We start from the raw sequence: 21,714 nt of genomic DNA, 5'->3' as shown, positions 1-21,714 counted from the left end.
AAGCGCTTTTACAACATTAATCATTAATAACTACCCGTAATAAGGTTGGTTAACCACATCGCATTTAATCCGATGATAATCGTAATAACAGAGAGTCCAACTGCACCAATAAGTTTGCTTTCACTGATAGCTAAAACGTTAAGTGAGTTTTCTTGAGTCGGCGTTGTAAATGCTAGGTTTAGCACCCTAAATAGATAGGCGCTAGCCAATAAACCTCCTACAAATAGTGTTACAACCCACCACCACTGCTGAGCTTCTACGGCATTATTAAGTAATAACCATTTAGCAATAAAACCACCACTTGGCGGAAGGCCAATTAAGCTGGCGCTGGTTACAGCAAAAACAAAAATACTAATGGGTAACTGTGATGCTATACCTTGCAGCTGAGATAATTGGTCATGTCCCATTGCTTTTTGGATAACACCGGCCGCTAAAAACATAGCGGCCTTGGCACAACCGTGGGCAACAATGAAGTAAATAACCGCTGTTCGAGCTAAATCTGGTGTGGTAAACATTAACGGAAATGCTAAGAATAAATAACCAATTTGAGCGACAGTAGAATAAGCAATTAATTGCTTTAGTCTGGGTGAAGTAAATGCGCGATAAGAACCATAAACCACAGCCATTGCGCCAAATATACCCATGATAGTAACGGCCACTGAAGTGACAACAGGCGTGAGAATTTCAAACCAAAAGGTGAATAAAATAAAGAACGCAGCTTTGACCACTAAAGCTGACAACATAGCACTTACCGGTGCTGAAGCATTTGAATGTGCTGAAGGCAGCCAAAAGTGTAACGGAAATAACGCGCACTTCATCATCATACCGAGCGTTATAAGTGCTAACGCTAATTGCATACTTGTATTACTTTCAACTAAACTAGCAATCAATTGATTATCAAGAACCCCATAGGTACGATAAATAATTGCGACGCCTAATAAATACATCAATGAGCCAAATAGCCCAACTAATAGGTACTGAAATGATGCCTGAAGTGCTTGTTGAGTTCCTTGAATAGCAATTAAACTTACCGCAGAGAGCCCTAAAAGTTCGAGCATAATATAAGTATTAAAAATATCGGATGAGATAAAAATACCATTTAATGCAGTGATCAAAAACCACCATAAAGGCCAGAAACGTACTTCTTTTTCGTCATCATCAAAGTATTGGGTACTGTAGAAGGTTATTGTCAAGCCAATGGTAGAGGTCATTAACAACATAATTGTGCTAAATTCGTTAATTGATAATTTTATCCCTAGTGGTGGTTGCCAACCACCAATAACTAATTCAATGGGTGCAACTTGTTGTAATACATAACCTGCTTGTAGTGCACATATTACAACTAAAGCAATTGAGCTAATAACACTTATTATACGGCTTAATTGGATATTACCTGCGACAAAACAAATAATAGCAACGGTCATAGGTACTAGGATTAATGCAGGAATTGAAAAGACCGTGATGAAAATATCAATCATCTTAATGCTGACCTCGCACATCGTTGTTACTTGTTTCATCTAGCACTTCTGATTGGCTAGCGGTTTCTTCTTTTTGTACAAGTCGAGCAAATTTAGCTATTTTAGACGCTAAGTTGAGACCTAAAGCGGTACCTGCAGCAGCAACAATAATTCCGGTTAGCACCATCGCGTGTGGAATAGGGTCAATCGCATTAGGGTTAGTGTGTGCTACAGCAAGCAACAACATAAAAATAGCAATCCCAATAACATTTAAACCAAGTAGCTTACGGATAAAATCGGTATTTAATAAAAAACCCAGTAAGCCAATCGCGAACAATAAAATTGAACATAGGGTATATAAATTAGTTTGAGTAAACTCCATTACGCATGCCCTTTGTTAATCGATTCAAAACAAAGAAATAATATCAAGGCAATGGCAAATGTGGCAAAAAATTCAATGACTAAAATAATGGCGCCTGCAAGTTCAACCGGAAATGTCAGAAAAGACATTGACTGCAAGTAAAGCAGGGCAGCAACGGCTAAGAAGGCTATTAATCCAGACGACATAAATAAACGGTAACGTAATTTAGTAAAATCAATGACTTGTACGTTCGCTAAAGACAATAACACTAAACACCCCGCTAGTAATGCCGATGCTTGAAAAGCACCCCCAGGCTTGGATGAGCCTATCCACAGTAAGTAACCGGCCATAATAATGGTTAACGGAATAAAGACCTTGGCAATGAGTAAAACTTGAGACTCTTCTTGAAGTTTAAATGTTAATATCGGAGTATCTAAAATGTAAGGTAATACCGCTATTGCCACACAGAGAAAAACAGCAAATTCGATGAAGGTATCGTAAGCACGGTAGTTTAAAAGTACGGCAGTAACCCTATTAGTTACACCTGTTTTATCAAGGTGATTGACGGCTAATGCTTGTAACTCATTATTGTGTAATGGCTGATTAAATAAAGCAAATATGAAAAACACCGTAAAAAGGGTGACTAAAATAACAATCAATATTTTTTCAATAACATGACGATTGTTTGTCAAAAATTTTATCAAAGGTCACCTCTAGTCTTTTTTTCAGAGGGCTTATCGATAGACAACTTTCTCCATGATGCCAGCAACATTGCACCGGTTAATCCTGCACCAATAGCCGCTTCAGCGATCGCAACATCAATAGCCTCCAACTGGATCCAACAAAGTGTGATCACCAGCCCAAGACTTATAAATAAAACAATGGCAGTAAACGACTGCTTCACTAAAAACATTGAACTAGCGATAACCAAGACACAAATACATAATAAAATATCAACGGATAAGTCTATATTCATCTATCATTTTTCCCGTTTGTATTGTGATTGCCATCGCTCTCACTGATTTGTCTTCTGCGCTCATGTCGGGCAACTAAATGACAACTCGTTGCACTAGTGAGTAATAACAACGCCCATACCAAGAGAACTTTTATTCCCATAGAGACACTATTTACTTGTGGTAGCAAACCTAAGGTGATTAAGCCTAACCCTAAATTATCTGATTTAGTGAGGGCGTGTAAGCGACAAAAAACGTCAGGGAAACGTAATAACCCTAAGGTTCCAGCAATAAAAAAAATGCAACCAAGCGACAGCATTACTACCGTAAATAGGTTAGCTATCATGTTTGTGGTTATCCGAAGTAGAAGTAGGGTCGATAGGTTGTTCTGCCAACTTTAAAAATGCAATCACTGTAATTGACGCCAATAAAGTAAAGACTAACGCAACGTTAGTTATTACTTCGTTATTTTGTAATACCGACAAGATAATAACAATTGTTGTGCCTATAGTGCCAAACAGTTGAGCGGCTAACATACGGTTAGCGTTGTCAGGCCCAATTAATACTCTTATTAACCCTATAATTAAACAAAGCAGTAAAAGAACAATCACAGCAATATAAAAAACAGTCACTTTTAACTCACTTTTCTTGTTGATGAATCTTGGTATTGTGAAGAAATATCTAAACTATACAGTTCACAAATCGCGAGTTCGCATTCATAGATATCTTCTAATGAACTTTTAGTGACAGCTAATACATGAACGAGCACGCTAGTAGGTTCTCTTATTACACTGACAGAACCTGGTAATAAACTCACTACATTCATAAACAAATTCATTGGTGAACCTGCAGGCAAATGCTTAATAGGATAATGTATAAATTCAGGCTGTAATTTCATGTCAAAAGAGAACACTCTCACTGCTGTGTCGGTGCCCCCTTTTATGGATTGATAAAGAAAAAACCAGATGAATTTTGGTATCTTAGCGATATTAATGTAAAACGCACGATTAGCAAGGTCAGTTTTTTCAGATAATTTGGCAGAGACATAAACACTCATTGGGATAAAGACGACACCCACAAGTAGTGAAGTAATATCACCGTCAGAAAGTAAAAACCAAAAGCCGGTTAATAACAGGCTGGATATAAAGTAAAACAAGATTTAAGACTTAGTATTTTATCAATAAGATTAATCACAATTATAGGAGCTAACTACAGCAAAGCATACAAAAAATTGTCATCATTTTGTTATTTTCACTATATACTAAAAAAAAGTTTTTTACGGGCAGCCTACAGGCGAATTAATGAATTATATAATGATGGTTTCAGGGCTGGTGATGTTAATTATTGGCGGTGAGCTTTTAATACGTGGCGCTATGTCTGCGGCTAATAAACTTAAGATATCGCCATTTTTAAGTGGCTTAATCATTGTTGGCTTTGGCACCTCTATGCCTGAATTAATCGTTTCAGTTAATGCCATTATGAATAACAACGCATCAGTCGCATTAGGGAATATAATAGGGAGTAACATTGGTAATATTGGCCTTATTATCGGTACTTGTGGATTGATTGCGCCATTAGCGTTTAAGCAGTCAGCACTTAAACGTGATGCTTTGGTGATGTTAGCGGCAGTTATTTTACTTATATTAGTGGGCTTAACGGGGGCTTTTTCGTTGCTTTCGGGTCTGTTGATGCTTAGCGCACTATTTGCTTATTTAGGCTTTACTATTTATACAGAAAAAAACCAAAAAACGCCTTCTCAGAAACTCCATCAAGACGAAGGTAAAGCATTACATGCTAAGCCACATAATCTATGGCTAGTGATATTATCTGTCGTATCAGGTTTAGTGATGTTGATGCTAGGAGCACAGTGGTTTGTTACTGGTGCTACGGTTATTGCTACGCATTTAGGAGTATCACAAGCACTTATAGGTTTAACATTAGTAGCCATAGGTACCTCATTGCCAGAATTTACAATTTCGATAATGGCGGTATTGAGAAAACACATGGATGTAGCGGTTGGTAATGTTGTAGGTAGCAATATTTTTAATATTTTAGGTATTTTGGGTGTTTCTTCCTTTATTTCTCCTATTGCTTTTGAAGGGCGATTTGCTGACTTTGATCAATGGGCCTTGTTGTTTATTACGGTGGTATTGACAGCGTTTTTATTGTTTGGCCATTCAATTAGTAAAATGAAATCAGTTTTTCTGCTGTTGTTTTATGTGTTATATGTTGGGCTTGGTTACTACTTATTTAACTAGAGAATAATTACTTTTACTCAAAAGCTATAAAAAGTAATGAGCTTAGCGAGTATAAAAAATAGTACTGATTTTCGATGTTAAGAGCAAATCCGAGCATCAAGTCTTTATAGATTGACTGTTTGAAAATTTAATAACCGCTGAACAATAAAGCCAATTATTTTGATTTTGGTATGGTAGCAAAGGCGGAGCGCATAGTGATGATTAATTAAGGCTATAACTAAAGGTCATATTTTTGCCGAAAGGGTAAGATTCTGTTAAGCCTTTTTTGGCCATAAACTTGTAAGTCTCAACCGTAGTCGTCACGATTGGAGACATATCTTTGCATTCATCATCAGGTAGTTTGTGTATTTCAATAGCTTGGGGTTTAACTCTACTGTGCACAACCGTGAGTTCTACTTCATCGTTTAGCATTTGATGGGTTACCTTCAGGCCATCAAAATAGTCAATTGATGAGAAGAGTTTTTCAGTTTTACCATTCTCTAATTGTCGACACTTTAATTGCACGTAACTGCTTCTCAGTCCTTTATTCCAAGTCGTAAGCTTTGATGTTACTAAAACATTGCCTTGACTTCGTACGCTTTTTTCTTGCTTAAGGTCGAAGTTAACGATCAACTTATCAGTCGCACTAACCTGCTGACTTAGCGCAAATAAAACTCCAATAAACAATAAACGTTTAAACATTAACGTAGCCTTTTTATATAAAAATATTTAAACAGTATATACCGAGTGCAAATTATTACTATATATTATCAAGAGAAATTTTTGGATTATAAATAATGCATTAATAGAAGGGCTTACATATGATTATTGGGTTATGTTTAATATGATTTTTACTCATTTATAATAAAGAAATTATGCTACATTTACAAAAAATACACCTTTAAAATATTAACTCGCTATATATAATCGTGCATAATGTTTATTCTATCGTTAATAAAGCTCACGCAACGTTAAATGAGTTTTATCAGTTTTTTAATGGGAAGAATCTATGAATAATAAAATGTTTGGAATTGTATTTATCATTGTTGGCGTTGTTTTAGCTTTGTGGGGCTATAATATTTATGATGCTGCTAGCGCTCAGTTAAGTCGAGCATTAAATGGTGATACGCCCATTGAAGCTTGGGCAGGAATGGTTGGTGGAGTGGTCTGCGTATTAGTTGGTATCACTCGATTAAAATAAGAAGGGTTTTATATGAAAAAGTGGTCACTTATTTCCTTTCTATTTGCTTGCTCACTATCCGCTTGGGCAGATGAGTCAAAGCTAGATTTAAAGGTCTTTGCTCAACAATACTTTGATGCCATGGTCGCGAGTCAAGCACCTAATGCCACAACAAAAGAACTTGAAAATTATTTAGCTTTACTTGTTGATGATGTTGGGCATTCGCATTTACCCTATGTAACCGATGATTCTCGAGAGGCAGATGGGAAAATATCAATGCGTAAAGGTATGACCTTTTATTTAGGTGCGCACACTGAATATCAAGCGGAACTGTTGGATGTATTTATTTTTAATCATTCAGCCATAGCGATTAGATATAAGAATAGCGCTAAAGGTATCCATCCTCAAAATAACCAACCGATAGCTTATGTTCAAACGATGATGGAAGTCTTAGAAATAGAAAAGGGTAAAGTGGCAGTGATACGAAAGTATCATGAGTAAATACTCAGAGTAGCCTTTAAAAAGAGTAAAAAAACGATAATTTAGTACAAGTATGAAATATTAAAAGGTAACGCTAGTAATAGTAATGAGCGTTATAAAATGATCATATTTATAAAAATATGAGCGTGACATTAACCAGTTATTTTTTTATTTAAAAAAAACCTGTTTGTTATACTGACAAACAGGTTTTTTATTGGATTATTTTTGCGATATTGAAATTATTCTTCACCTTCAATTTCATCAGGTGTGATACTAGCAGCATGGTGGCCTTTAGGCCCTGCATTTAGTTCATAATCTACGTCCTGACCAGCTTTTAATGTACGGTATCCTTCCATTTGGATTGTTGAATAGTGCGCGAAAATATCTTCACCACCGTCCTCTGGACGAATAAAACCAAACCCTTTTGCATTATTAAACCACTTCACTGTACCGTGAGCCATACTTCAACTTCCTTCTATATTCATCGGTAATTAGGTATGCTTGCCTAAAAGCATTAACATAAATATATTTGTGATTAAAAAATAATCACTAAATTAAACAGTAGACAACCTCTGAAAATAATCAAGTTTATTTTATAAGTAATTTACAAATTTAATTTTTTGTAAATGTTAAAGCAAAATCACCCGGTACAGACTAATATAAAATTATGAGCAAGTGGAAAGAGTTAATAGATAATCAGGAAGTTCTTGAAGAAGAGTTCGTTGAGCAATTTGAAAAGCCCCCTATGTATACTGTCATTTTACTAAATGATGACTATACACCGATGGATTTTGTTATAGATGTGTTGTGTCGATTTTTTAATATGAACTCAGACAAGGCGACTGACGTAATGTTAGAGATTCATTATAAAGGCAAAGGTCGATGCGGTACTTTTACTTCTGAAATAGCAGAAACAAAAGTTGAGCAAGTAAACCAATACGCATTAGAAAATGAGCACCCATTGCAATGTACAATGGAAAAAGCGTGAATTCGCATGGTTTAAAGTGGAGTAGTCTATGCTGAACAAAGATTTAGAAATATCATTAAATATGGCTTTCCGTCAAGCCAAAGACTCTCGTCATGAATTTATGACGGTGGAGCATTTATTATTAGCTTTATTGGATAACCCTTCATCAATTGAAGCACTCAAAGCATGTGCAGCTGATATGGGAAAAATCCGTAAAGAATTATTAGATTTTATTGCAGAAACAACGCCTGTGATCCCCGAAGGTGAAGTAGAGCGTGAAACTCAACCTACGTTGGGTTTTCAACGGGTATTACAACGTGCAGTTTTTCATGTGCAATCTTCTGGAAAAAGTGAAGTTACTGGTTCAAATGTATTGGTTGCTATTTTTAGTGAGCAAGAATCTCAAGCCGCTTATTTTTTGAAAAAATCAGATATTAGCCGTTTGGATATTGTTAACTTTATTTCTCATGGGATATCTAAAATAGAACATGTTGATTCTCCTCAATCGACTGATGAAGCACAAGTAGGAGAAGAGCCACGCACTATTGAGAACTTTGCCACTAACCTTAATGAAGAAGCTAGAAAAGGTAATATTGACCCATTAATAGGTCGCGATAGTGAATTAGAGCGCACGTTGCAGGTATTAAGCCGTCGCCGTAAAAACAATCCGTTGTTTGTTGGTGAAGCAGGGGTAGGTAAAACAGCTATCGCTGAAGGCCTTGCTAATCTATTGATTTCTGATGATGTGCCTGAATTCTTAGCTGAAACTACTATTTACTCACTTGATATGGGGGCATTATTAGCAGGAACCAAATATCGTGGTGACTTTGAAAAACGTTTTAAAGGCCTATTAAAAGAATTAGAAGAAGATGGTAATGCTATTTTATTCATCGATGAAATTCATACTATTATCGGTGCGGGTGCCGCTTCTGGTGGTATGATGGACGCTTCTAACTTAATAAAACCGCTATTATCGTCTGGTAAGTTACGCTGTATGGGTTCAACAACTTATCAAGAATACCAAAGTGTCTTTGAAAAAGATCGTGCCTTAGCCCGTCGTTTCCAAAAAATTGATGTGGTTGAGCCAAGTGTTGAAGACACCACTAAAATATTGCAGGGCTTAAAAGAAAAATACGAATCACATCACGGTATTCGTTACACCAACAAAGCATTGCGTGCTGCTGCACAATTGTCAGCTAAATATATAAATGAGCGCTTTCTCCCTGATAAAGCTATTGATGTTATTGATGAAGCGGGTGCTAAACAACAACTTGTTGCTGCTTCTAAACGCAAAAAAGTGATCAATAATAGCGATATCGAATCGATTGTTGCAAAAATGGCAAGGATCCCAGAAAAGTCAGTTTCATCAACAGAAAAAGACAGCCTTAAAACATTAGACCGTAATTTGAAAATGGTTGTTTTTGGTCAAGACCACGCTATTGATGAATTAACCTCTGTTATTCGACTATCCCGAGCTGGTTTAAGCAGTGAACAAAAACCCGTAGGTTCATTCCTCTTTGCCGGTCCTACAGGTGTTGGGAAAACTGAAGTAACTCAGCAGTTAGCTAAAGCTTTAGGTGTAGAGTTACTTCGCTATGACATGTCTGAGTATATGGAAAAACATGCGGTTAGTCGTTTAATAGGCGCGCCTCCAGGCTATGTAGGCTATGAACAAGGTGGGTTATTAACGGATGCTGTCATTAAACACCCTCATTCTGTGGTATTACTCGATGAAATAGAGAAAGCACATGAAGATGTATACAACATTCTCCTACAAGTTATGGACCACGGAACTCTAACCGATAATAATGGCCGTAAAGCTGATTTTAGAAATATTGTGCTTGTGTTAACTACAAATGCTGGCGCACATGAAATAACCCGCCAATCAATCGGTTTTAAGCAGCAAGATCAGTCGATTGATGCGATGGGTGAAATTAATAAAACCTTTTCGCCTGAATTTAGAAATCGCTTAGACAATATTGTTTGGTTTAATCATTTAGATGAAGTCGTTATTCAACAAGTTGTTGATAAATTTATTGTTGAGTTGCAAGCTTTACTGGATGAAAAAGGCGTTTCATTAGAATTGACTAAAGAAGCTAAGAAATGGTTAGCGGTGAAAGGATATGACAAAACGATGGGTGCTCGTCCTATGTCTCGATTAATTCAAGAGCAATTAAAGAAGCCTTTAGCGAATGAACTATTGTTTGGTGATCTCACTCATGGTGGTGTTGCAAAGGTGGGGGTTAAAAAAGACAAATTAGTGCTTAGTTATATACAGAAGAAAGAATTAGTTGAGCACTAGGTTTTAGCACAGAACAATAAACGCTGTGGTTAGAGAGCGTTTATTGGCCTTATCTGAAAGATATCAAAATATATTTATCAATAAAAAAGCCGCTTAGGAATTATCCTAAACGGCTTTTTTGTGTTTATATTTTAATTTAACTTGAGCGTTTAGCTTGCACAGCGGCTGATAGCTCGTCTAACAAATCTACACTGGTGTCTAAATTAATACAGGCATCTGTTATACTTTGTCCGTAAGTTAGTTTGTTTACATCAACAACTTTTTGGTTACCTTCAACGATGAAACTTTCGACCATTACACCAAATACAGCTTTATCACCTTGCTCAATTTGAGCTCTTAATGAACGGGCAACATCAATTTGCTTATTGTGATCTTTATAACTATTTCCGTGGCTACAATCGATCATAATACGATTTTCTAAGCCAGCCTTAGCTAACACTTCGCCCGTAGTCTTAATATCTGCGAGGTGGTAGTTTGGTTCTTTACCGCCACGCAATATAACGTGAGCATAAGGGTTACCATGTGTTTGATAAATACACATTTGACCACTTTTGTTTGGCGAATATAACACATGGGGAACACTGGCTGCCTTTATTGCATCAACAGCAATTTGTACATTACCGTCAGTACCATTCTTAAAGCCTACGGGGCAAGAAAGTGCCGAGGCTAATTCACGATGAACTTGGCTTTCTGTCGTTCTAGCGCCGATAGCACCCCAGCTTATTAAGTCTGAAATATACTGACCGGTAACCATATCTAAGAACTCAGTGCCCGCAGGTAAACCGAGTCTATTAATATCCATCAATAATGAACGTGCTAAGTTTAAACCTTTAGCTACATGGAACGATTTGTCTAGATCAGGATCACTGATAAGTCCTTTCCAACCTACAGTGGTACGTGGTTTTTCAAAATAAACCCGCATAACAATTAATAGTTCATCGCGATATTTATCATGTAATACTTTAAGTCTTTTAGCGTAATCGACCGCTGCAGTCGTATCATGAATTGAACAAGGACCAATAATGACTAATAAACGGTCGTCTTCACCATTAATGATCGCTTCAATGTCTTTTCTACTTTGAATAATAAAACTTGCTGTTTCATCATCTAATGGAATTTGTTGTGCTAATTCTTCAGGAGAAACAAGGTTTTCAATTAGCGTGGTTCTAAACTCATCGGTTTTAATAGTCATGGTATTCTAATTTATTTATTTAAAAGCGTTAATGCGCAATGAAAGTCAGCGCAATATAATTTATCGCGCTAACATAACCAAATTAACGGCTTATGTGAAATGGTTTCTGCCTTTTAAAAGATTAATTTGAACTAAGTTAATATTTATAGCGTTGTAAGCCAGTCTCATTGAGAATTTTTGCAGATATCTCTTCGACCGAAAACTTAGTGCTGTTAAGGAAGGGGATTTTTTCTTTTTTATAAAGTTTTTCAACTTCTCTTACTTCCATTCGACATTGTCTGGCTGATGAATACTTACTATTGGCTAATCTTTCCCCGCGAATATCAATTAAGCGTTGTGCGTCAATGGTTAAGCCAAACAGTTTCTTTTTGTGGGGCTTTAAGAAATCAGGTAGCGTTAAATCATCCATATCATCGTCAGTAAAAGGGTAGTTGGCCGCTTTAATGCCATACTGAAGTGCTAAATATAATGAAGTAGGGGTTTTACCTGAACGTGAGACTCCCACAAGAATAACATCAGCGTGTTCATAATTGGTTACATTTGAACCATCATCATTTGCTAATGAATAATTAACCGCATCGATACGATAATCGTAGCTATTCTCATGGATACTGTGTGTTCTATGTGCGGTTGGCTTCGCTTCTAGCTTTAGCTCTTTTTCAAGTGGAGCGACGAAGTGCTCTAAAAAATTATAAATAACACCATCGCAACTATCAATAATCTCTCTGATGTCGTTATTAACAAAAGTATGAAAAACTAAAGGAGGCATACCCGTACGTTTAGCGGCTTTATTAATTTTTATTTTCGCCGCTTCGGCTTTTTCAATGGTTTCAACAAATGAAATAGTATCGTGATCAAATTCCATGGGGAAAAGTGAAAGCAAAGCATGACCAAAAACTTCTGAGGTAATTGCTGTACCATCAGAAATATAAAAAGCAGCGCGCATTTAAAACCTCTTTATTATCAATAACTGTAACTTATTATGAAATGTTTCAAATAACATTTCAGTTTATAAAGCTCGCAGTGTAAAATGTCTTAAGCTATAAATATACTGATAAATACCCAAACTACTTGAAAATACAAGTTTCAGCAAGTCGAGAAAGGGTTAGCACCAAGGAATTGATTGAAGACAATAGTTATTCTATTATCGAAATTAATAACTTAGGAGATGACCCTTTCTCGGCTTGCCCGTAGGGAGATAAGCTAGAAAATCAGTTCTGCGTTGCGATAATTGAAAAGGTTCCCACACGGATGTGGGCCATTAGGGCAACGCAGGACGCAGTTGTCGAGAATGACCATTCTCTGCGTATCGCGTCTTAATCTGATTTCCTAGCTTAGCTCTGAAATTGCATCTTCAAGTAGCTTGGGTATTACATATAAATCTATTTATTTTTGTTTCTTTTTTTTGGAGAAGATGTCGTGCAAGAAAATGTACTTTGGTATGAAGTTTTAGGAATGAATGATGTTGACCGCGTTGGCGGAAAAAATGCATCACTCGGTGAAATGATCTCAAACCTTTCAAACGTAGGCGTACAAGTCCCGGGTGGTTTTGCCACAACTTCTTTCGCATTTAATGAATTTTTAGAACAAAGTGGTATTAATGATAAAATATATCAGCTTCTTGATAATTTAGATGTCGATGATTTAGCAGCCTTATCAAAATCAGGTGAAACGATCCGTAACTGGATTATAGAAACGCCCTTTCTCCCACAAATGCAGTTAGATATTGCTGAGGCTTACGAAAAGTTAGCTGACGGTTTTGCTGACGATGCTTCTTTTGCGGTGCGTTCATCGGCAACAGCAGAAGATATGCCAGATGCTTCTTTTGCTGGTCAACAAGAAACCTTTTTAAACGTACGTGGTTTTGACGCAGTGATGATTGCTATAAAACATGTTTACGCCTCATTATTTAACGACCGTGCTATTTCTTACCGTGTTCACCAAGGTTACGATCACCGCGGTGTTGCTTTATCTGCGGGTATTCAACGTATGGTTCGTAGTGACATTGCCTCAAGTGGTGTGATGTTTTCTATTGATACTGAGTCAGGTTTTGAAGATGTAGTCTTTATTACTTCAAGCTACGGTTTAGGTGAAATGGTTGTGCAGGGCGCGGTAAACCCTGATGAATTTTACGTTCATAAACCGACACTTGCCAAAGGTAAACCTGCAGTTGTTCGTCGTAATATTGGTAGTAAAGCCATAAAAATGATTTACACAGCGGATGAAAGTCACGGAAAACAAGTTGAAGTTGTTGATATTGAAGAAGCATTGTCAAATCAATTCTCGTTAACTGATGATGAAGTACAAGAACTTGCTAAACAGGCTGTTATTATTGAACAGCATTATCAACGTCCAATGGACATTGAATGGGCAAAAGACGGTTTAGACGGAAAGCTTTATATTGTACAAGCGCGTCCTGAAACCGTACGTAGCCGTGAAAGTGCTAACGTAATGGAACAGTTTCAATTACAAGCAACAGCTGATGTTATTTGTGAAGGTCGTTCAATTGGTCACAAAATTGGTAGTGGCCAAGCGAAAGTTTTAGCTTCTCTTGCTGAAATGGACAAAATTAAGCCCGGTGATGTATTAGTTACTGATATGACCGACCCTGATTGGGAGCCTATCATGAAGCGCGCTTCGGCGATTGTGACTAATCGTGGTGGTAGAACATGTCATGCGGCTATTATTGCCCGTGAAATGGGGATTCCTGCGGTTGTTGGTTGTGGTGATGCGACAAAACGTATTGCTAATGGTGACGATATAACGGTTTCTTGTGCTGAAGGCGATACTGGCTTTATTTATCAAGGCAAGCTTGATTTTACCGTCACAACGTCTCAAGTCGATTCAATGCCAGAAGTTCCATTAAAAATAATGATGAATGTGGGTAATCCCGATCGAGCTTTTGGTTTTGCACGTTTACCGCATGCAGGTATTGGTTTAGCCCGCTTAGAATTTATCATTAATAAGATGATAGGCATTCATCCGAAAGCGTTATTAAATTTTGATGAGCAATCTGATGATTTAAAAGATGAAATTAACGATATTATTGTTGGTTACGCTAGCCCAGTTGAATTTTATATTGCTAAATTAACCGAAGGTATTGCCACCTTAGCTTCTGCTTATTCGCCAGAGAAAGTAATCGTTAGAATGTCTGATTTCAAATCTAACGAATACGCTAACTTGGTTGGTGGTGACGTGTTTGAGCCAGAAGAAGAGAACCCGATGATCGGCTATCGTGGCGCGGCACGTTATATTTCGAAAGACTTTCGTGAATGTTTTGCGCTTGAATGTGAAGCAATAAAACGTGTTCGTAACGATATGGACTTGACCAACGTAGAAGTGATGATCCCATTTGTTCGTACGGTAGAAGAAGCTGAACAAGTCATTGAAATTCTGGCTGAGAATGGCTTGAAACGCGGTGAGAATGGTTTACGCGTCATTATGATGTGTGAATTACCTTCTAACTGTTTGTTAGCCGATCAATTTCTTGATCACTTCGATGGTTTCTCTATTGGTTCAAACGATTTAACGCAATTAACGCTCGGATTAGATCGTGACTCTGGCTTAATCGCTCATTTATTTGACGAACGTAACCCTGCTATTAAAGCTTTACTATCAATGGCAATTAAAGCGTGTAAAGCACGTGGAAAATATGTTGGTATTTGTGGCCAAGGCCCTTCAGATCATCCTGATTTTGCCGCTTGGTTGGTTAATGAAGGTATTGACAGTGTTTCGCTTAATCCAGATACCGTATTAGCAACTTGGTTGTATATTGCTGAAAACCATAAACCATAAACCATAAACCATAAAGCATAATTGTATAAACTGTTTTTAACGTAAGGCTTCAGTCTTGCGGGCAGTATCATTGATAAAGGCTAGGATCTTTTAACGATAAGTTTAGTTAAAAAGTTCTTAGCCTTTTTGCTCTCTTAAGCAAAACTTGGTCATAAATCAAAACTGACGTGATATACTGAAAACATTATTAATTGTCAGTATGTTTTTCGCTTATGTCTCAAAGCTTACCTTCATTAGAACACCTAGAACTTATCGCTCCGTTGTATCAAAAGTTTTCTCAGGAGCTTGGTAAAAGTCAATATACAGGTGAAATAAATTGCCAATATAGTGCCCGTTTAGCGGTTGCTACAGACAACAGTATTTATCAACAATTGCCGCAATTGGTTTTGCATCCTAGAAGCAAAAAAGACATACAATTGATCAGTCAATTGTCTTCAACTGAACAATATCAAAGCATAAAATTTAGTGCACGTGGCGGTGGTACTGGCACAAATGGTCAAAGTTTAACGCCAGGTATTGTCGTTGACTTATCAAAATACATGAACCGTATTTTAGAAATTAACATTGAAGAAAACTGGGTACGTGTTGAAGCCGGTGTCATTAAAGATCAATTAAATGATTATTTACGTCCCCATGGCTTTTTCTTTTCTCCTGATTTATCAACCAGTAGCCGTGCAACCATTGGTGGCATGATCAATACAGATGCCTCAGGGCAAGGGTCTTTGGTTTACGGAAAAACTTCAAACCATGTGTTGGCGTTAGAATCGGTTTTAGCGAACGGTGACATGCTTTCAACATCACCAATGGCAATTGAGCAAGCAGAAGAACTTGCCACACAAAATAGCAGTTACGGCAATATTATCAAACAAGTACTCAACTCTTGCCGTGATAATCGCGACTTGATTTTAGAAAAATTTCCTCGTTTAAATCGATTTTTAACCGGTTATGATTTGGAGAATGTTTTTAATGATGACTTAAGCCAACTCGATGTTTCTCGTTTGATCACCGGTTCAGAAGGCTCATTAGCGTTTGTTTGTGAAGCAAAGCTTAACTTAACGCCGATATTAAAAGCTAAAACACTGATCGTTATTAAATATGACAGTTTTGACTCGGCACTTCGTCATTCTCCAGCATTAGTTGAAGCTAAAGCGACATCTGTGGAAACCATTGACTCAAAGGTCTTGAACTTAGCGAAGCAAGACATTGTTTGGCATTCTGTGAGTGATTTAATTACTGACGTAGAAAATAAAGTGATGGACGGTATTAATATCGTTGAATACAACGGAACAAGTATCGAAGCTCTAGCAGAGCAAGTGGCGGAGTTAACCGCACGTTTAACGCAAGACATAAGCAACAACACGGGTGTTATTGGTTACCAAGTGACTACCGATTTAAGCAGTATCAATAAACTTTATGGTATGCGCAAAAAAGCAGTGGGTTTATTAGGTAATACGCCTGGTAGTCAAAAGCCGTTAGCTTTTGCTGAAGATACTGCCGTACCTCCTGAAAATTTAGCTGATTATATTGTTGAATTTCGAGCGTTACTCGATAGTTACGATTTACATTATGGTATGTTCGGTCATGTTGATGCTGGCGTTTTACATGTCCGCCCGGCACTGGATATGTGCGATCCAGAACAAGAAAAGTTATTGCGTGAAATTTCCGATAAAGTGGTTGCTTTAACCGCCAAGTATGGTGGCTTAATGTGGGGTGAGCACGGTAAAGGTTATCGCAGTGAATATAGCCCACAGTTTTTTGGTGAACATTTATTCAACGAATTAAGAAAAATAAAATCAGTATTCGATCCACTTAATAAAATGAATCCTGGTAAAATTTGTACGCCGCTTGAGTCGAAAGAAAAGCTCGTTTCAGTCGACGATACCAAACGAGGATTTTACGACCGCCAAATTCCTATAACAGTTAAAGATTCATTTAGCTCAGCACTTGACTGTAATGGCAACGGTTTATGTTTTAATTATGATGTAGATAGCCCAATGTGCCCGTCAAGTAAAGTAACTCGTGACAGAAGACACTCGCCAAAAGGTAGAGCTGGGTTGATGCGTGAGTGGTTACGCCTTTTAGAAGCGAAGGGTGTAGATATATTGGCTTTAGAAGAAAATATTCAGCATTGGTCAGTAAAACGTTTACTCGATAAAATAAAGAATCGTTTTTCGTCTAATCAACAAGAAGACTTTTCTCATGAGGTGATGGAAGCCATGCAAGGTTGTTTAGCCTGTAAAGCGTGTGCAAGCCAATGCCCTGTAAAAGTAGATGTACCAGACTTTAGAGCGCGTTTTGTCAACTTATATCATTCAAGATACTTTCGTCCGTTAAAAGATCATCTTGTCGCTAATGTAGAAACGTTAACGCCATTAATGGCGAAAGCGCCTAAATTAATTAATTCGGTGTTATCTCACCAATGGTACGACAAGTTTTCACGTGCAACTATTGGGTATATTGATACCCCAATATTGTCTGTGCCCACCTTGGCAAAGCAAGTGAGTGACAAAAATTATAAAACTTTTGATCTCGCTTATTTAAAAAACCTAAACGCCGAGCAGCAAGCGAGCCATGTCTTGATCGTGCAAGACCCTTTTACGTCTTTTTATGATGCAAATGTGGTTGAAGCCATGATGGCGTTAATCGAAAAATTAGGTTTTACTCCGGTATTATTACCCTTTAAACCTAATGGTAAGCCGCAGCATGTAAAAGGATTTCTAGCTAAGTTTGCAAAAACAGCTAAAAATACCGCTGAGTTTTTAAATGAACTACATCAATTAAATATTCCTATGGTAGGTTTAGATGCTTCATTAACGCTTTGTTATCGCGATGAATACAAACAAACGCTTGGCGATAAACGAGGTGACTTTCATGTGTTGTTAGCCCATGAGTGGCTATTAACGGTTATAGCACATCAAAATACTAAAACCGCGCTTTCATCATTAGCCCATGAAAAGCAGGCTGTTCCTTATAAATTATTTGCGCATTGTACTGAGAAAACGGCATTAGCCGGTAGTGAAGGGCAATGGCGTGAGATATTTAAGTTATTTGGTTTAACACTTGAAAATGTCTCTGTTGGTTGTTGTGGTATGGCCGGTACTTATGGTCACGAGCAAGTAAACTTTGAAAATTCAAAAATGCTTTTTGAAATGAGTTGGCAAAATAAATTAGCTGCATTAGAGGCTAAACAAGTCTTAGTTACCGGTTACTCCTGTAGAAGCCAAACAAAGCGTTTAGGGAACATGCAGACTCGTCATCCTGTGGAGGCGTTATTATCAGCTTTTGACTAAATATTTTCATGGGCTAAAGTTATGATAAAGCGAGTCGATATAGTTTATGACAAATGTTGTACTTGTTCTAACTTGCTATGTGAATAGCTAAAATGTGAGAGGCTTTATGTCATTATCATTAAATAATACTGAAGGTGTTCAAACCAATATAACAACGGGACATGCTTTAAAAACCGCAGCGTTATCTAAGAACCAACAAGAACTTGAAGGTGAAATGGCGTTAAAGCTAATAGCCTCTGCCGCAGGTCTTGATTCCGCGGCATTACCTACCGTAGGTAATAGTGGTTATAATATCAATATAAAAGTCTAATATTGATATTAAGTATTTTTTAAACCATTAAATGCATCGTGCTGGCTTTGGTAAGCCAGCATACTTTGTTGCTTGTTTTGCTGGACCTTCCTTGAATAATCGATATAAATACCGACTACTGGCTTTTTCTTCTCCGAACTCAGCTTTCATTGCCTTCGTCAATGCTCTGATCGCAGGAGATGTGTTGTAGGTTAGATAAAACGCCCTAACAAAGCGTATAACTTCCCAATGCTGTTCTGTTAATACTAGTTCGTCTTTATCAGCAATTAACTGCGCTAAATCACTGTGCCACTCTTTAAAATTAATTAAATAGCCTTGCTTGTCGGTAGCTATTTCTTGTGCATTAAAGTGTAAGCTCATTGCCAAGTTACCGATTTTTCTGTTTCACAAATGAGGGTCATTAAAGCTTCTAGTGATAACGCATTAATTATGTTTTTATCAATAGCTATTGATCTTGCTTGAGCATGTGCCTCAACAATATAAAGTGCTGATAGGGTTACTTTACTTAAAGCTTTTTGCCATAAATCATGACTAATATTGTAGCAACCATCATCGAGTAAAACGAGGGTGTCACTTGCTTGTATTACGTTAAGGCATTGCTGGAAATCATTCGCTTGAAAAGCGGAAGTGCGCACTAAATGAAGCATACTCATTGTCGGTTAAAACCTTAATATTGTTTGATGTTGATGTAATGATGTTGAGAAATCATCACGGTTGAGTACTTGTACATTTTCAATAGAAAAATGGTTCGTTAAACCACGTTCAATCATTGAATGATGACAGACATAAATATTTTCAATGTCGTAAAATTCTAAAGCAGCAAAAGTTTTTAAGAAGTCTTTTTGTTCAACCTTCTCAGGCTGTTGCTCCGCGATTAATTGATAAACGCCATCACCAAGAAAATACAAACTAACGGCTTGTTCATAAGAGCCAAAAATAAGTGCAATATCCAGAGCATCTTTAGCATTGGCTTTTGACAATGGTGCACTGGCATTAATTATAGCAACTGATTTTTCAGGTTGAGTCATCATAAATTCCTTACAGTTGAATTAAACGATCAGCGTTTACATTCAATTCTACTAACTCACCTAAGCCTGACAAGGTAAATGCTTGATGAATATTAGTCGCTTGCTTATCACTAATATCGTCACTTAACCCACGCTTCTCTGCTGCCGTAGCACATAAATGTAAAGCAAGGTTATGGTCGTTGTGAAGCTGTTGCCATTGATGATGAGCTTGGTATTCGTCATTAGGAATGGCAAGATGCAGGCTACCATTTAAAACACCGTCTTGATAAAAAAATACTCCAACAACTTCAATACCACTTTGTAGCGCAGCGGTAACCATATTAATAGCGGTAGCTGTTAAATTACTGTTGGGTGGCGTGGTAATAACAAAGGCGAGTTTTTTCACAAGATGTCCTACATGCACAAGAAAATAGTGGCTATAAATGAATATAAAAAAACCTCGTTGACCGTGAGATCAACGAGGTTTTATATTATAAGCAATAACTCACTTACATTCTATTATCTTACGATATTAATCATCGCCGCCCATTACACCTAGAAGGTGTAATAAATGTACGAAAATGTTGTAAATATTTAAGTATAAAGAAATGGTTGCTCTAATGTAGTTTGTTTCACCACCATTAATTATACGACTGGTATCAAATAAGATTAAGCCAGACATAATCATGATAATAGCTGCGCTAACCGCTAATGAAAGTGCCGGTATTTGAAAGAAAATATTTGCAATACTTGCCACTATTACCACAATCAAACCAACCATTAAAAAACCACCCATAAACGAGAAGTCTTTTTTACTGGTTAATGCGTAACCTGATAAGGCGAAAAATATTAATGCTGTACCACCTAAGGCTTGCATTATCATTCCAGGGCCAGCAGGCATTGCTGCGTAATGGTTAAGCATAGGGCCTAGTGAGGCACCCATTAAACCAGTGAATGCAAAAATCCAAAAAATACCACTCGCTGAGTCAGCTTTTTTGTTTACAACAAACATTAAGCCAAAAGCGACTAATGTCATTATAAGTGCTGCACCATGTGGCAGGTTTAACGACATAGAAATAGCGGCAGTAACGGCACTAAAAGCTAATGTCATTGATAACAACATATAGGTATTTTTAAGTACCTTGTTAATTTCTATAGCTGAACTTTTACTAGCCTGTAAACCAATATTTGATTGCATAAAACTTCCTCTGATAACTTTAGTTATACTTTTTAGATAAGGTCGTATAAGTAGAATTCAAGAGTATTCTTAAAATTTACTTCGACATCTTGACATATTATGGCATGGTGTTTTTTAAATTACTATTATTTAGTTGCTTAAATCTGTTGATATTCATTAATAATTTGTGAACGTTTGTAACAGTCAATATTGTGGTCATTAACCATTCCGCATGCCTGCATATGTGCATAGCAAATGGTAGGTCCCACAAACTTAAAACCACGCTGTTTTAAATCTTTACACCAAGCATCTGACTCTGGAGATGTAGCAGGGCTGTTGTCACCGGTATGCCATGAATTTACAATGGTTTTGTTATTAACGAATTGCCACATATAGGCGCTAAAACTACCAAACTCCTTTTGAATATCAATAAAGCACTGCGCGTTATTAATGGCAGCGTTAATTTTGGCTCGATGCCGAATGATGCTAACGTCTTGTAAAAGTGCTTCAACTTTATTCTGATCATAAGTCGCGACAATATTTACATCAAAATTATCAAATGCTGTCCGATATCCATCACGGCGTTTTAAAATAGTGTACCAACTTAAACCTGCTTGTGCAGACTCGAGTGTAAGGTATTCAAAAAGCTTTTGATCATCATAAACAGGCACTCCCCATTCTTCATCATGATATTTTACATAATCAGGTTTTGAGGTATCAAGCCAAGAACAGCGACAAATTTTCAGGGCAGAGTTTTCATTATTCATATACAACCTTAAATGTTGTTTAAATAGCTAGCAATGTGATGTTTTTTTTAGCAAACGGTTAGCTTTCGGAAATAAATGCTTTACAAGTGTTTTTCGACACTTTAATATTCGCCTCGTCTTCAAGCAAGCAATTGTTTTAAGACATTCAGGTGAGATGGCTGAGTGGTCGAAAGCACTGGTCTTGAAAACCAGCAAGGGTTTATAGCCCTTCTAGAGTTCAAATCTCTATCTCACCGCCA

At 37.2% G+C, this 21,714-nt stretch carries 25 protein-coding genes and 1 tRNA gene; 9 read left to right on the top strand and 17 right to left on the bottom strand.

Annotation, left to right across the window (positions count from 1 at the left end):
* Positions 1–23: 23 nt before the first annotated feature.
* From H4J39_RS01145 to H4J39_RS01115, 7 genes are read right to left on the bottom strand one after another with little or no spacing between them, the layout of a single operon-like run.
* The gene (locus tag H4J39_RS01145; RefSeq protein ID WP_182225616.1) at positions 24–1,517 is read right to left on the bottom strand and encodes a complex I subunit 5 family protein; all 1,494 of its coding nucleotides are present in this window, start codon (positions 1,515–1,517) and stop codon (positions 24–26) included.
* The gene (locus H4J39_RS01140) at positions 1,480–1,839 is read right to left on the bottom strand and encodes an NADH-quinone oxidoreductase subunit K (protein ID WP_182225615.1); all 360 of its coding nucleotides are present in this window, start codon (positions 1,837–1,839) and stop codon (positions 1,480–1,482) included. Before H4J39_RS01140 ends, H4J39_RS01145 begins: the two co-directional genes overlap by 38 nt.
* Positions 1,839–2,522, bottom strand: a complete 684-nt coding sequence (locus H4J39_RS01135; protein WP_182225614.1) for an MnhB domain-containing protein — start codon at positions 2,520–2,522, stop codon at positions 1,839–1,841. The genes H4J39_RS01140 and H4J39_RS01135 overlap by 1 nt, the downstream gene beginning before the upstream one ends.
* Positions 2,519–2,794, bottom strand: coding sequence for a hydrogenase subunit MbhD domain-containing protein (locus H4J39_RS01130; RefSeq protein ID WP_182225613.1), 276 nt, complete (start codon positions 2,792–2,794; stop codon positions 2,519–2,521). Before H4J39_RS01130 ends, H4J39_RS01135 begins: the two co-directional genes overlap by 4 nt.
* Complete coding sequence (locus H4J39_RS01125) at positions 2,791–3,117, bottom strand: monovalent cation/H(+) antiporter subunit G (RefSeq protein ID WP_182225612.1); 327 nt, start codon at positions 3,115–3,117, stop codon at positions 2,791–2,793. The genes H4J39_RS01130 and H4J39_RS01125 overlap by 4 nt, the downstream gene beginning before the upstream one ends.
* Positions 3,107–3,403 carry a monovalent cation/H+ antiporter complex subunit F gene (locus H4J39_RS01120; protein ID WP_182225611.1) on the bottom strand — a complete coding sequence of 99 codons (297 nt, stop codon included), beginning with the start codon at positions 3,401–3,403 and terminating at the stop codon, positions 3,107–3,109. Before H4J39_RS01120 ends, H4J39_RS01125 begins: the two co-directional genes overlap by 11 nt.
* 2 nt (positions 3,404–3,405) lie before the next feature.
* Complete coding sequence (locus tag H4J39_RS01115; RefSeq protein WP_182225610.1) at positions 3,406–3,927, bottom strand: Na+/H+ antiporter subunit E; 522 nt, start codon at positions 3,925–3,927, stop codon at positions 3,406–3,408.
* A gap of 145 nt (positions 3,928–4,072) precedes the next feature.
* Between H4J39_RS01115 and H4J39_RS01110 the strand changes: the two genes are divergently transcribed.
* The gene (locus H4J39_RS01110; RefSeq protein WP_182225609.1) at positions 4,073–5,029 is read left to right on the top strand and encodes a calcium/sodium antiporter; all 957 of its coding nucleotides are present in this window, start codon (positions 4,073–4,075) and stop codon (positions 5,027–5,029) included.
* A gap of 201 nt (positions 5,030–5,230) precedes the next feature.
* Here H4J39_RS01110 and H4J39_RS01105 read toward each other — a convergent pair whose 3' ends face one another.
* Positions 5,231–5,710, bottom strand: a complete 480-nt coding sequence (locus H4J39_RS01105; protein WP_182225608.1) for a hypothetical protein — start codon at positions 5,708–5,710, stop codon at positions 5,231–5,233.
* Positions 5,711–6,017: 307 nt separating this feature from the next.
* On the opposite strand from H4J39_RS01105, the gene H4J39_RS01100 reads away from it, so the two are divergent.
* Both H4J39_RS01100 and H4J39_RS01095 read left to right on the top strand, forming a co-directional pair.
* Entirely contained in the window at positions 6,018–6,209 is a 192-nt protein-coding gene (locus H4J39_RS01100) for a DUF3185 family protein (RefSeq protein WP_182225607.1), read from the top strand.
* Positions 6,210–6,221: 12 nt separating this feature from the next.
* Positions 6,222–6,689 (top strand): nuclear transport factor 2 family protein, encoded by a 468-nt coding sequence (locus tag H4J39_RS01095; RefSeq protein ID WP_182225606.1) that lies wholly within the window; start codon positions 6,222–6,224, stop codon positions 6,687–6,689.
* A 218-nt stretch (positions 6,690–6,907) separates the two neighbouring features.
* Here H4J39_RS01095 and cspD read toward each other — a convergent pair whose 3' ends face one another.
* Positions 6,908–7,129, bottom strand: coding sequence for a cold shock domain-containing protein CspD (cspD, locus tag H4J39_RS01090; protein ID WP_182181100.1), 222 nt, complete (start codon positions 7,127–7,129; stop codon positions 6,908–6,910).
* A gap of 206 nt (positions 7,130–7,335) precedes the next feature.
* Here cspD and clpS point away from each other — a divergent pair, with 206 nt between their 5' ends.
* Together clpS and clpA are read left to right on the top strand one after the other, a co-directional pair.
* Positions 7,336–7,656 (top strand): ATP-dependent Clp protease adapter ClpS, encoded by a 321-nt coding sequence (gene clpS, locus H4J39_RS01085; protein WP_182225605.1) that lies wholly within the window; start codon positions 7,336–7,338, stop codon positions 7,654–7,656.
* Between the two features lie 28 nt (positions 7,657–7,684).
* Positions 7,685–9,937: an ATP-dependent Clp protease ATP-binding subunit ClpA gene (clpA, locus tag H4J39_RS01080; protein ID WP_182225604.1), complete on the top strand. Its 2,253-nt coding sequence runs from the start codon at positions 7,685–7,687 to the stop codon at positions 9,935–9,937.
* Between the two features lie 136 nt (positions 9,938–10,073).
* On the opposite strand, the gene H4J39_RS01075 is transcribed toward clpA, so the two are convergent.
* The gene (locus H4J39_RS01075) at positions 10,074–11,129 is read right to left on the bottom strand and encodes a 3-deoxy-7-phosphoheptulonate synthase (RefSeq protein WP_182225603.1); all 1,056 of its coding nucleotides are present in this window, start codon (positions 11,127–11,129) and stop codon (positions 10,074–10,076) included.
* A 136-nt stretch (positions 11,130–11,265) separates the two neighbouring features.
* Positions 11,266–12,075 (bottom strand): pyruvate, water dikinase regulatory protein, encoded by an 810-nt coding sequence (locus tag H4J39_RS01070; protein ID WP_182225602.1) that lies wholly within the window; start codon positions 12,073–12,075, stop codon positions 11,266–11,268.
* A gap of 473 nt (positions 12,076–12,548) precedes the next feature.
* Between H4J39_RS01070 and ppsA the strand changes: the two genes are divergently transcribed.
* The 3 genes from ppsA (at position 12,549) to H4J39_RS01055 (ending at position 18,524) form a co-directional block, all read left to right on the top strand.
* Positions 12,549–14,924: a phosphoenolpyruvate synthase gene (gene ppsA, locus H4J39_RS01065; protein ID WP_182225601.1), complete on the top strand. Its 2,376-nt coding sequence runs from the start codon at positions 12,549–12,551 to the stop codon at positions 14,922–14,924.
* A 212-nt stretch (positions 14,925–15,136) separates the two neighbouring features.
* Positions 15,137–18,214 (top strand): FAD-binding and (Fe-S)-binding domain-containing protein, encoded by a 3,078-nt coding sequence (locus H4J39_RS01060; RefSeq protein WP_182225600.1) that lies wholly within the window; start codon positions 15,137–15,139, stop codon positions 18,212–18,214.
* Between the two features lie 106 nt (positions 18,215–18,320).
* A complete protein-coding gene (locus tag H4J39_RS01055; RefSeq protein WP_182225599.1) occupies positions 18,321–18,524 on the top strand; it encodes a hypothetical protein in 204 nt (67 codons plus the stop codon).
* A gap of 27 nt (positions 18,525–18,551) precedes the next feature.
* Here H4J39_RS01055 and H4J39_RS01050 read toward each other — a convergent pair whose 3' ends face one another.
* The 6 genes from H4J39_RS01050 to H4J39_RS01025 form a co-directional block, all read right to left on the bottom strand.
* Positions 18,552–18,884 carry a TusE/DsrC/DsvC family sulfur relay protein gene (locus tag H4J39_RS01050; protein WP_182225598.1) on the bottom strand — a complete coding sequence of 111 codons (333 nt, stop codon included), beginning with the start codon at positions 18,882–18,884 and terminating at the stop codon, positions 18,552–18,554.
* Positions 18,881–19,177: a sulfurtransferase complex subunit TusB gene (gene tusB, locus H4J39_RS01045; RefSeq protein WP_182225597.1), complete on the bottom strand. Its 297-nt coding sequence runs from the start codon at positions 19,175–19,177 to the stop codon at positions 18,881–18,883. The genes H4J39_RS01050 and tusB overlap by 4 nt, the downstream gene beginning before the upstream one ends.
* Positions 19,178–19,183: 6 nt before the next feature.
* Positions 19,184–19,555 (bottom strand): sulfurtransferase complex subunit TusC, encoded by a 372-nt coding sequence (gene tusC, locus H4J39_RS01040; RefSeq protein ID WP_182225596.1) that lies wholly within the window; start codon positions 19,553–19,555, stop codon positions 19,184–19,186.
* A gap of 7 nt (positions 19,556–19,562) precedes the next feature.
* Positions 19,563–19,937 carry a sulfurtransferase complex subunit TusD gene (gene tusD / locus H4J39_RS01035; protein ID WP_182225595.1) on the bottom strand — a complete coding sequence of 125 codons (375 nt, stop codon included), beginning with the start codon at positions 19,935–19,937 and terminating at the stop codon, positions 19,563–19,565.
* 126 nt (positions 19,938–20,063) lie between these two features.
* Complete coding sequence (locus H4J39_RS01030; RefSeq protein WP_070373648.1) at positions 20,064–20,729, bottom strand: Bax inhibitor-1/YccA family protein; 666 nt, start codon at positions 20,727–20,729, stop codon at positions 20,064–20,066.
* 137 nt (positions 20,730–20,866) lie between these two features.
* A complete protein-coding gene (locus tag H4J39_RS01025; protein WP_182225594.1) occupies positions 20,867–21,475 on the bottom strand; it encodes a DNA-3-methyladenine glycosylase I in 609 nt (202 codons plus the stop codon).
* 148 nt (positions 21,476–21,623) lie between these two features.
* On the opposite strand from H4J39_RS01025, the gene H4J39_RS01020 reads away from it, so the two are divergent.
* Positions 21,624–21,714, top strand: a tRNA-Ser gene (locus H4J39_RS01020).

This window comes from Colwellia sp. Bg11-12 (assembly GCF_014076955.1).
In the GTDB taxonomy this organism is placed as follows: Bacteria; Pseudomonadota; Gammaproteobacteria; order Enterobacterales; family Alteromonadaceae; genus Colwellia_A.
The sequence above is the reverse complement of the archived record's forward strand: the minus strand, read 5'-3'. Positions and strand labels throughout refer to the sequence as shown.

Coding starts and splice junctions, on each gene's coding strand:
- H4J39_RS01050 (WP_182225598.1), bottom strand. CDS start 18,884: ATGAGCTTACACTTTAATGCACAAGAAATAGCTACCGACAAGCAAGGC.
- H4J39_RS01025 (WP_182225594.1), bottom strand. CDS start 21,475: ATGAATAATGAAAACTCTGCCCTGAAAATTTGTCGCTGTTCTTGGCTT.
- clpS (WP_182225605.1), top strand. CDS start 7,336: ATGAGCAAGTGGAAAGAGTTAATAGATAATCAGGAAGTTCTTGAAGAA.
- tusC (WP_182225596.1), bottom strand. CDS start 19,555: ATGATGACTCAACCTGAAAAATCAGTTGCTATAATTAATGCCAGTGCA.
- H4J39_RS01140 (WP_182225615.1), bottom strand. CDS start 1,839: ATGGAGTTTACTCAAACTAATTTATATACCCTATGTTCAATTTTATTG.
- tusB (WP_182225597.1), bottom strand. CDS start 19,177: ATGAGTATGCTTCATTTAGTGCGCACTTCCGCTTTTCAAGCGAATGAT.
- H4J39_RS01100 (WP_182225607.1), top strand. CDS start 6,018: ATGAATAATAAAATGTTTGGAATTGTATTTATCATTGTTGGCGTTGTT.
- H4J39_RS01105 (WP_182225608.1), bottom strand. CDS start 5,710: ATGTTTAAACGTTTATTGTTTATTGGAGTTTTATTTGCGCTAAGTCAG.
- H4J39_RS01070 (WP_182225602.1), bottom strand. CDS start 12,075: ATGCGCGCTGCTTTTTATATTTCTGATGGTACAGCAATTACCTCAGAA.
- H4J39_RS01095 (WP_182225606.1), top strand. CDS start 6,222: ATGAAAAAGTGGTCACTTATTTCCTTTCTATTTGCTTGCTCACTATCC.
- clpA (WP_182225604.1), top strand. CDS start 7,685: ATGCTGAACAAAGATTTAGAAATATCATTAAATATGGCTTTCCGTCAA.
- H4J39_RS01125 (WP_182225612.1), bottom strand. CDS start 3,117: ATGATAGCTAACCTATTTACGGTAGTAATGCTGTCGCTTGGTTGCATT.
- H4J39_RS01130 (WP_182225613.1), bottom strand. CDS start 2,794: ATGAATATAGACTTATCCGTTGATATTTTATTATGTATTTGTGTCTTG.
- cspD (WP_182181100.1), bottom strand. CDS start 7,129: ATGGCTCACGGTACAGTGAAGTGGTTTAATAATGCAAAAGGGTTTGGT.
- H4J39_RS01060 (WP_182225600.1), top strand. CDS start 15,137: ATGTCTCAAAGCTTACCTTCATTAGAACACCTAGAACTTATCGCTCCG.
- H4J39_RS01075 (WP_182225603.1), bottom strand. CDS start 11,129: ATGACTATTAAAACCGATGAGTTTAGAACCACGCTAATTGAAAACCTT.
- H4J39_RS01145 (WP_182225616.1), bottom strand. CDS start 1,517: ATGAAACAAGTAACAACGATGTGCGAGGTCAGCATTAAGATGATTGAT.
- H4J39_RS01030 (WP_070373648.1), bottom strand. CDS start 20,729: ATGCAATCAAATATTGGTTTACAGGCTAGTAAAAGTTCAGCTATAGAA.
- H4J39_RS01055 (WP_182225599.1), top strand. CDS start 18,321: ATGTCATTATCATTAAATAATACTGAAGGTGTTCAAACCAATATAACA.
- H4J39_RS01110 (WP_182225609.1), top strand. CDS start 4,073: ATGAATTATATAATGATGGTTTCAGGGCTGGTGATGTTAATTATTGGC.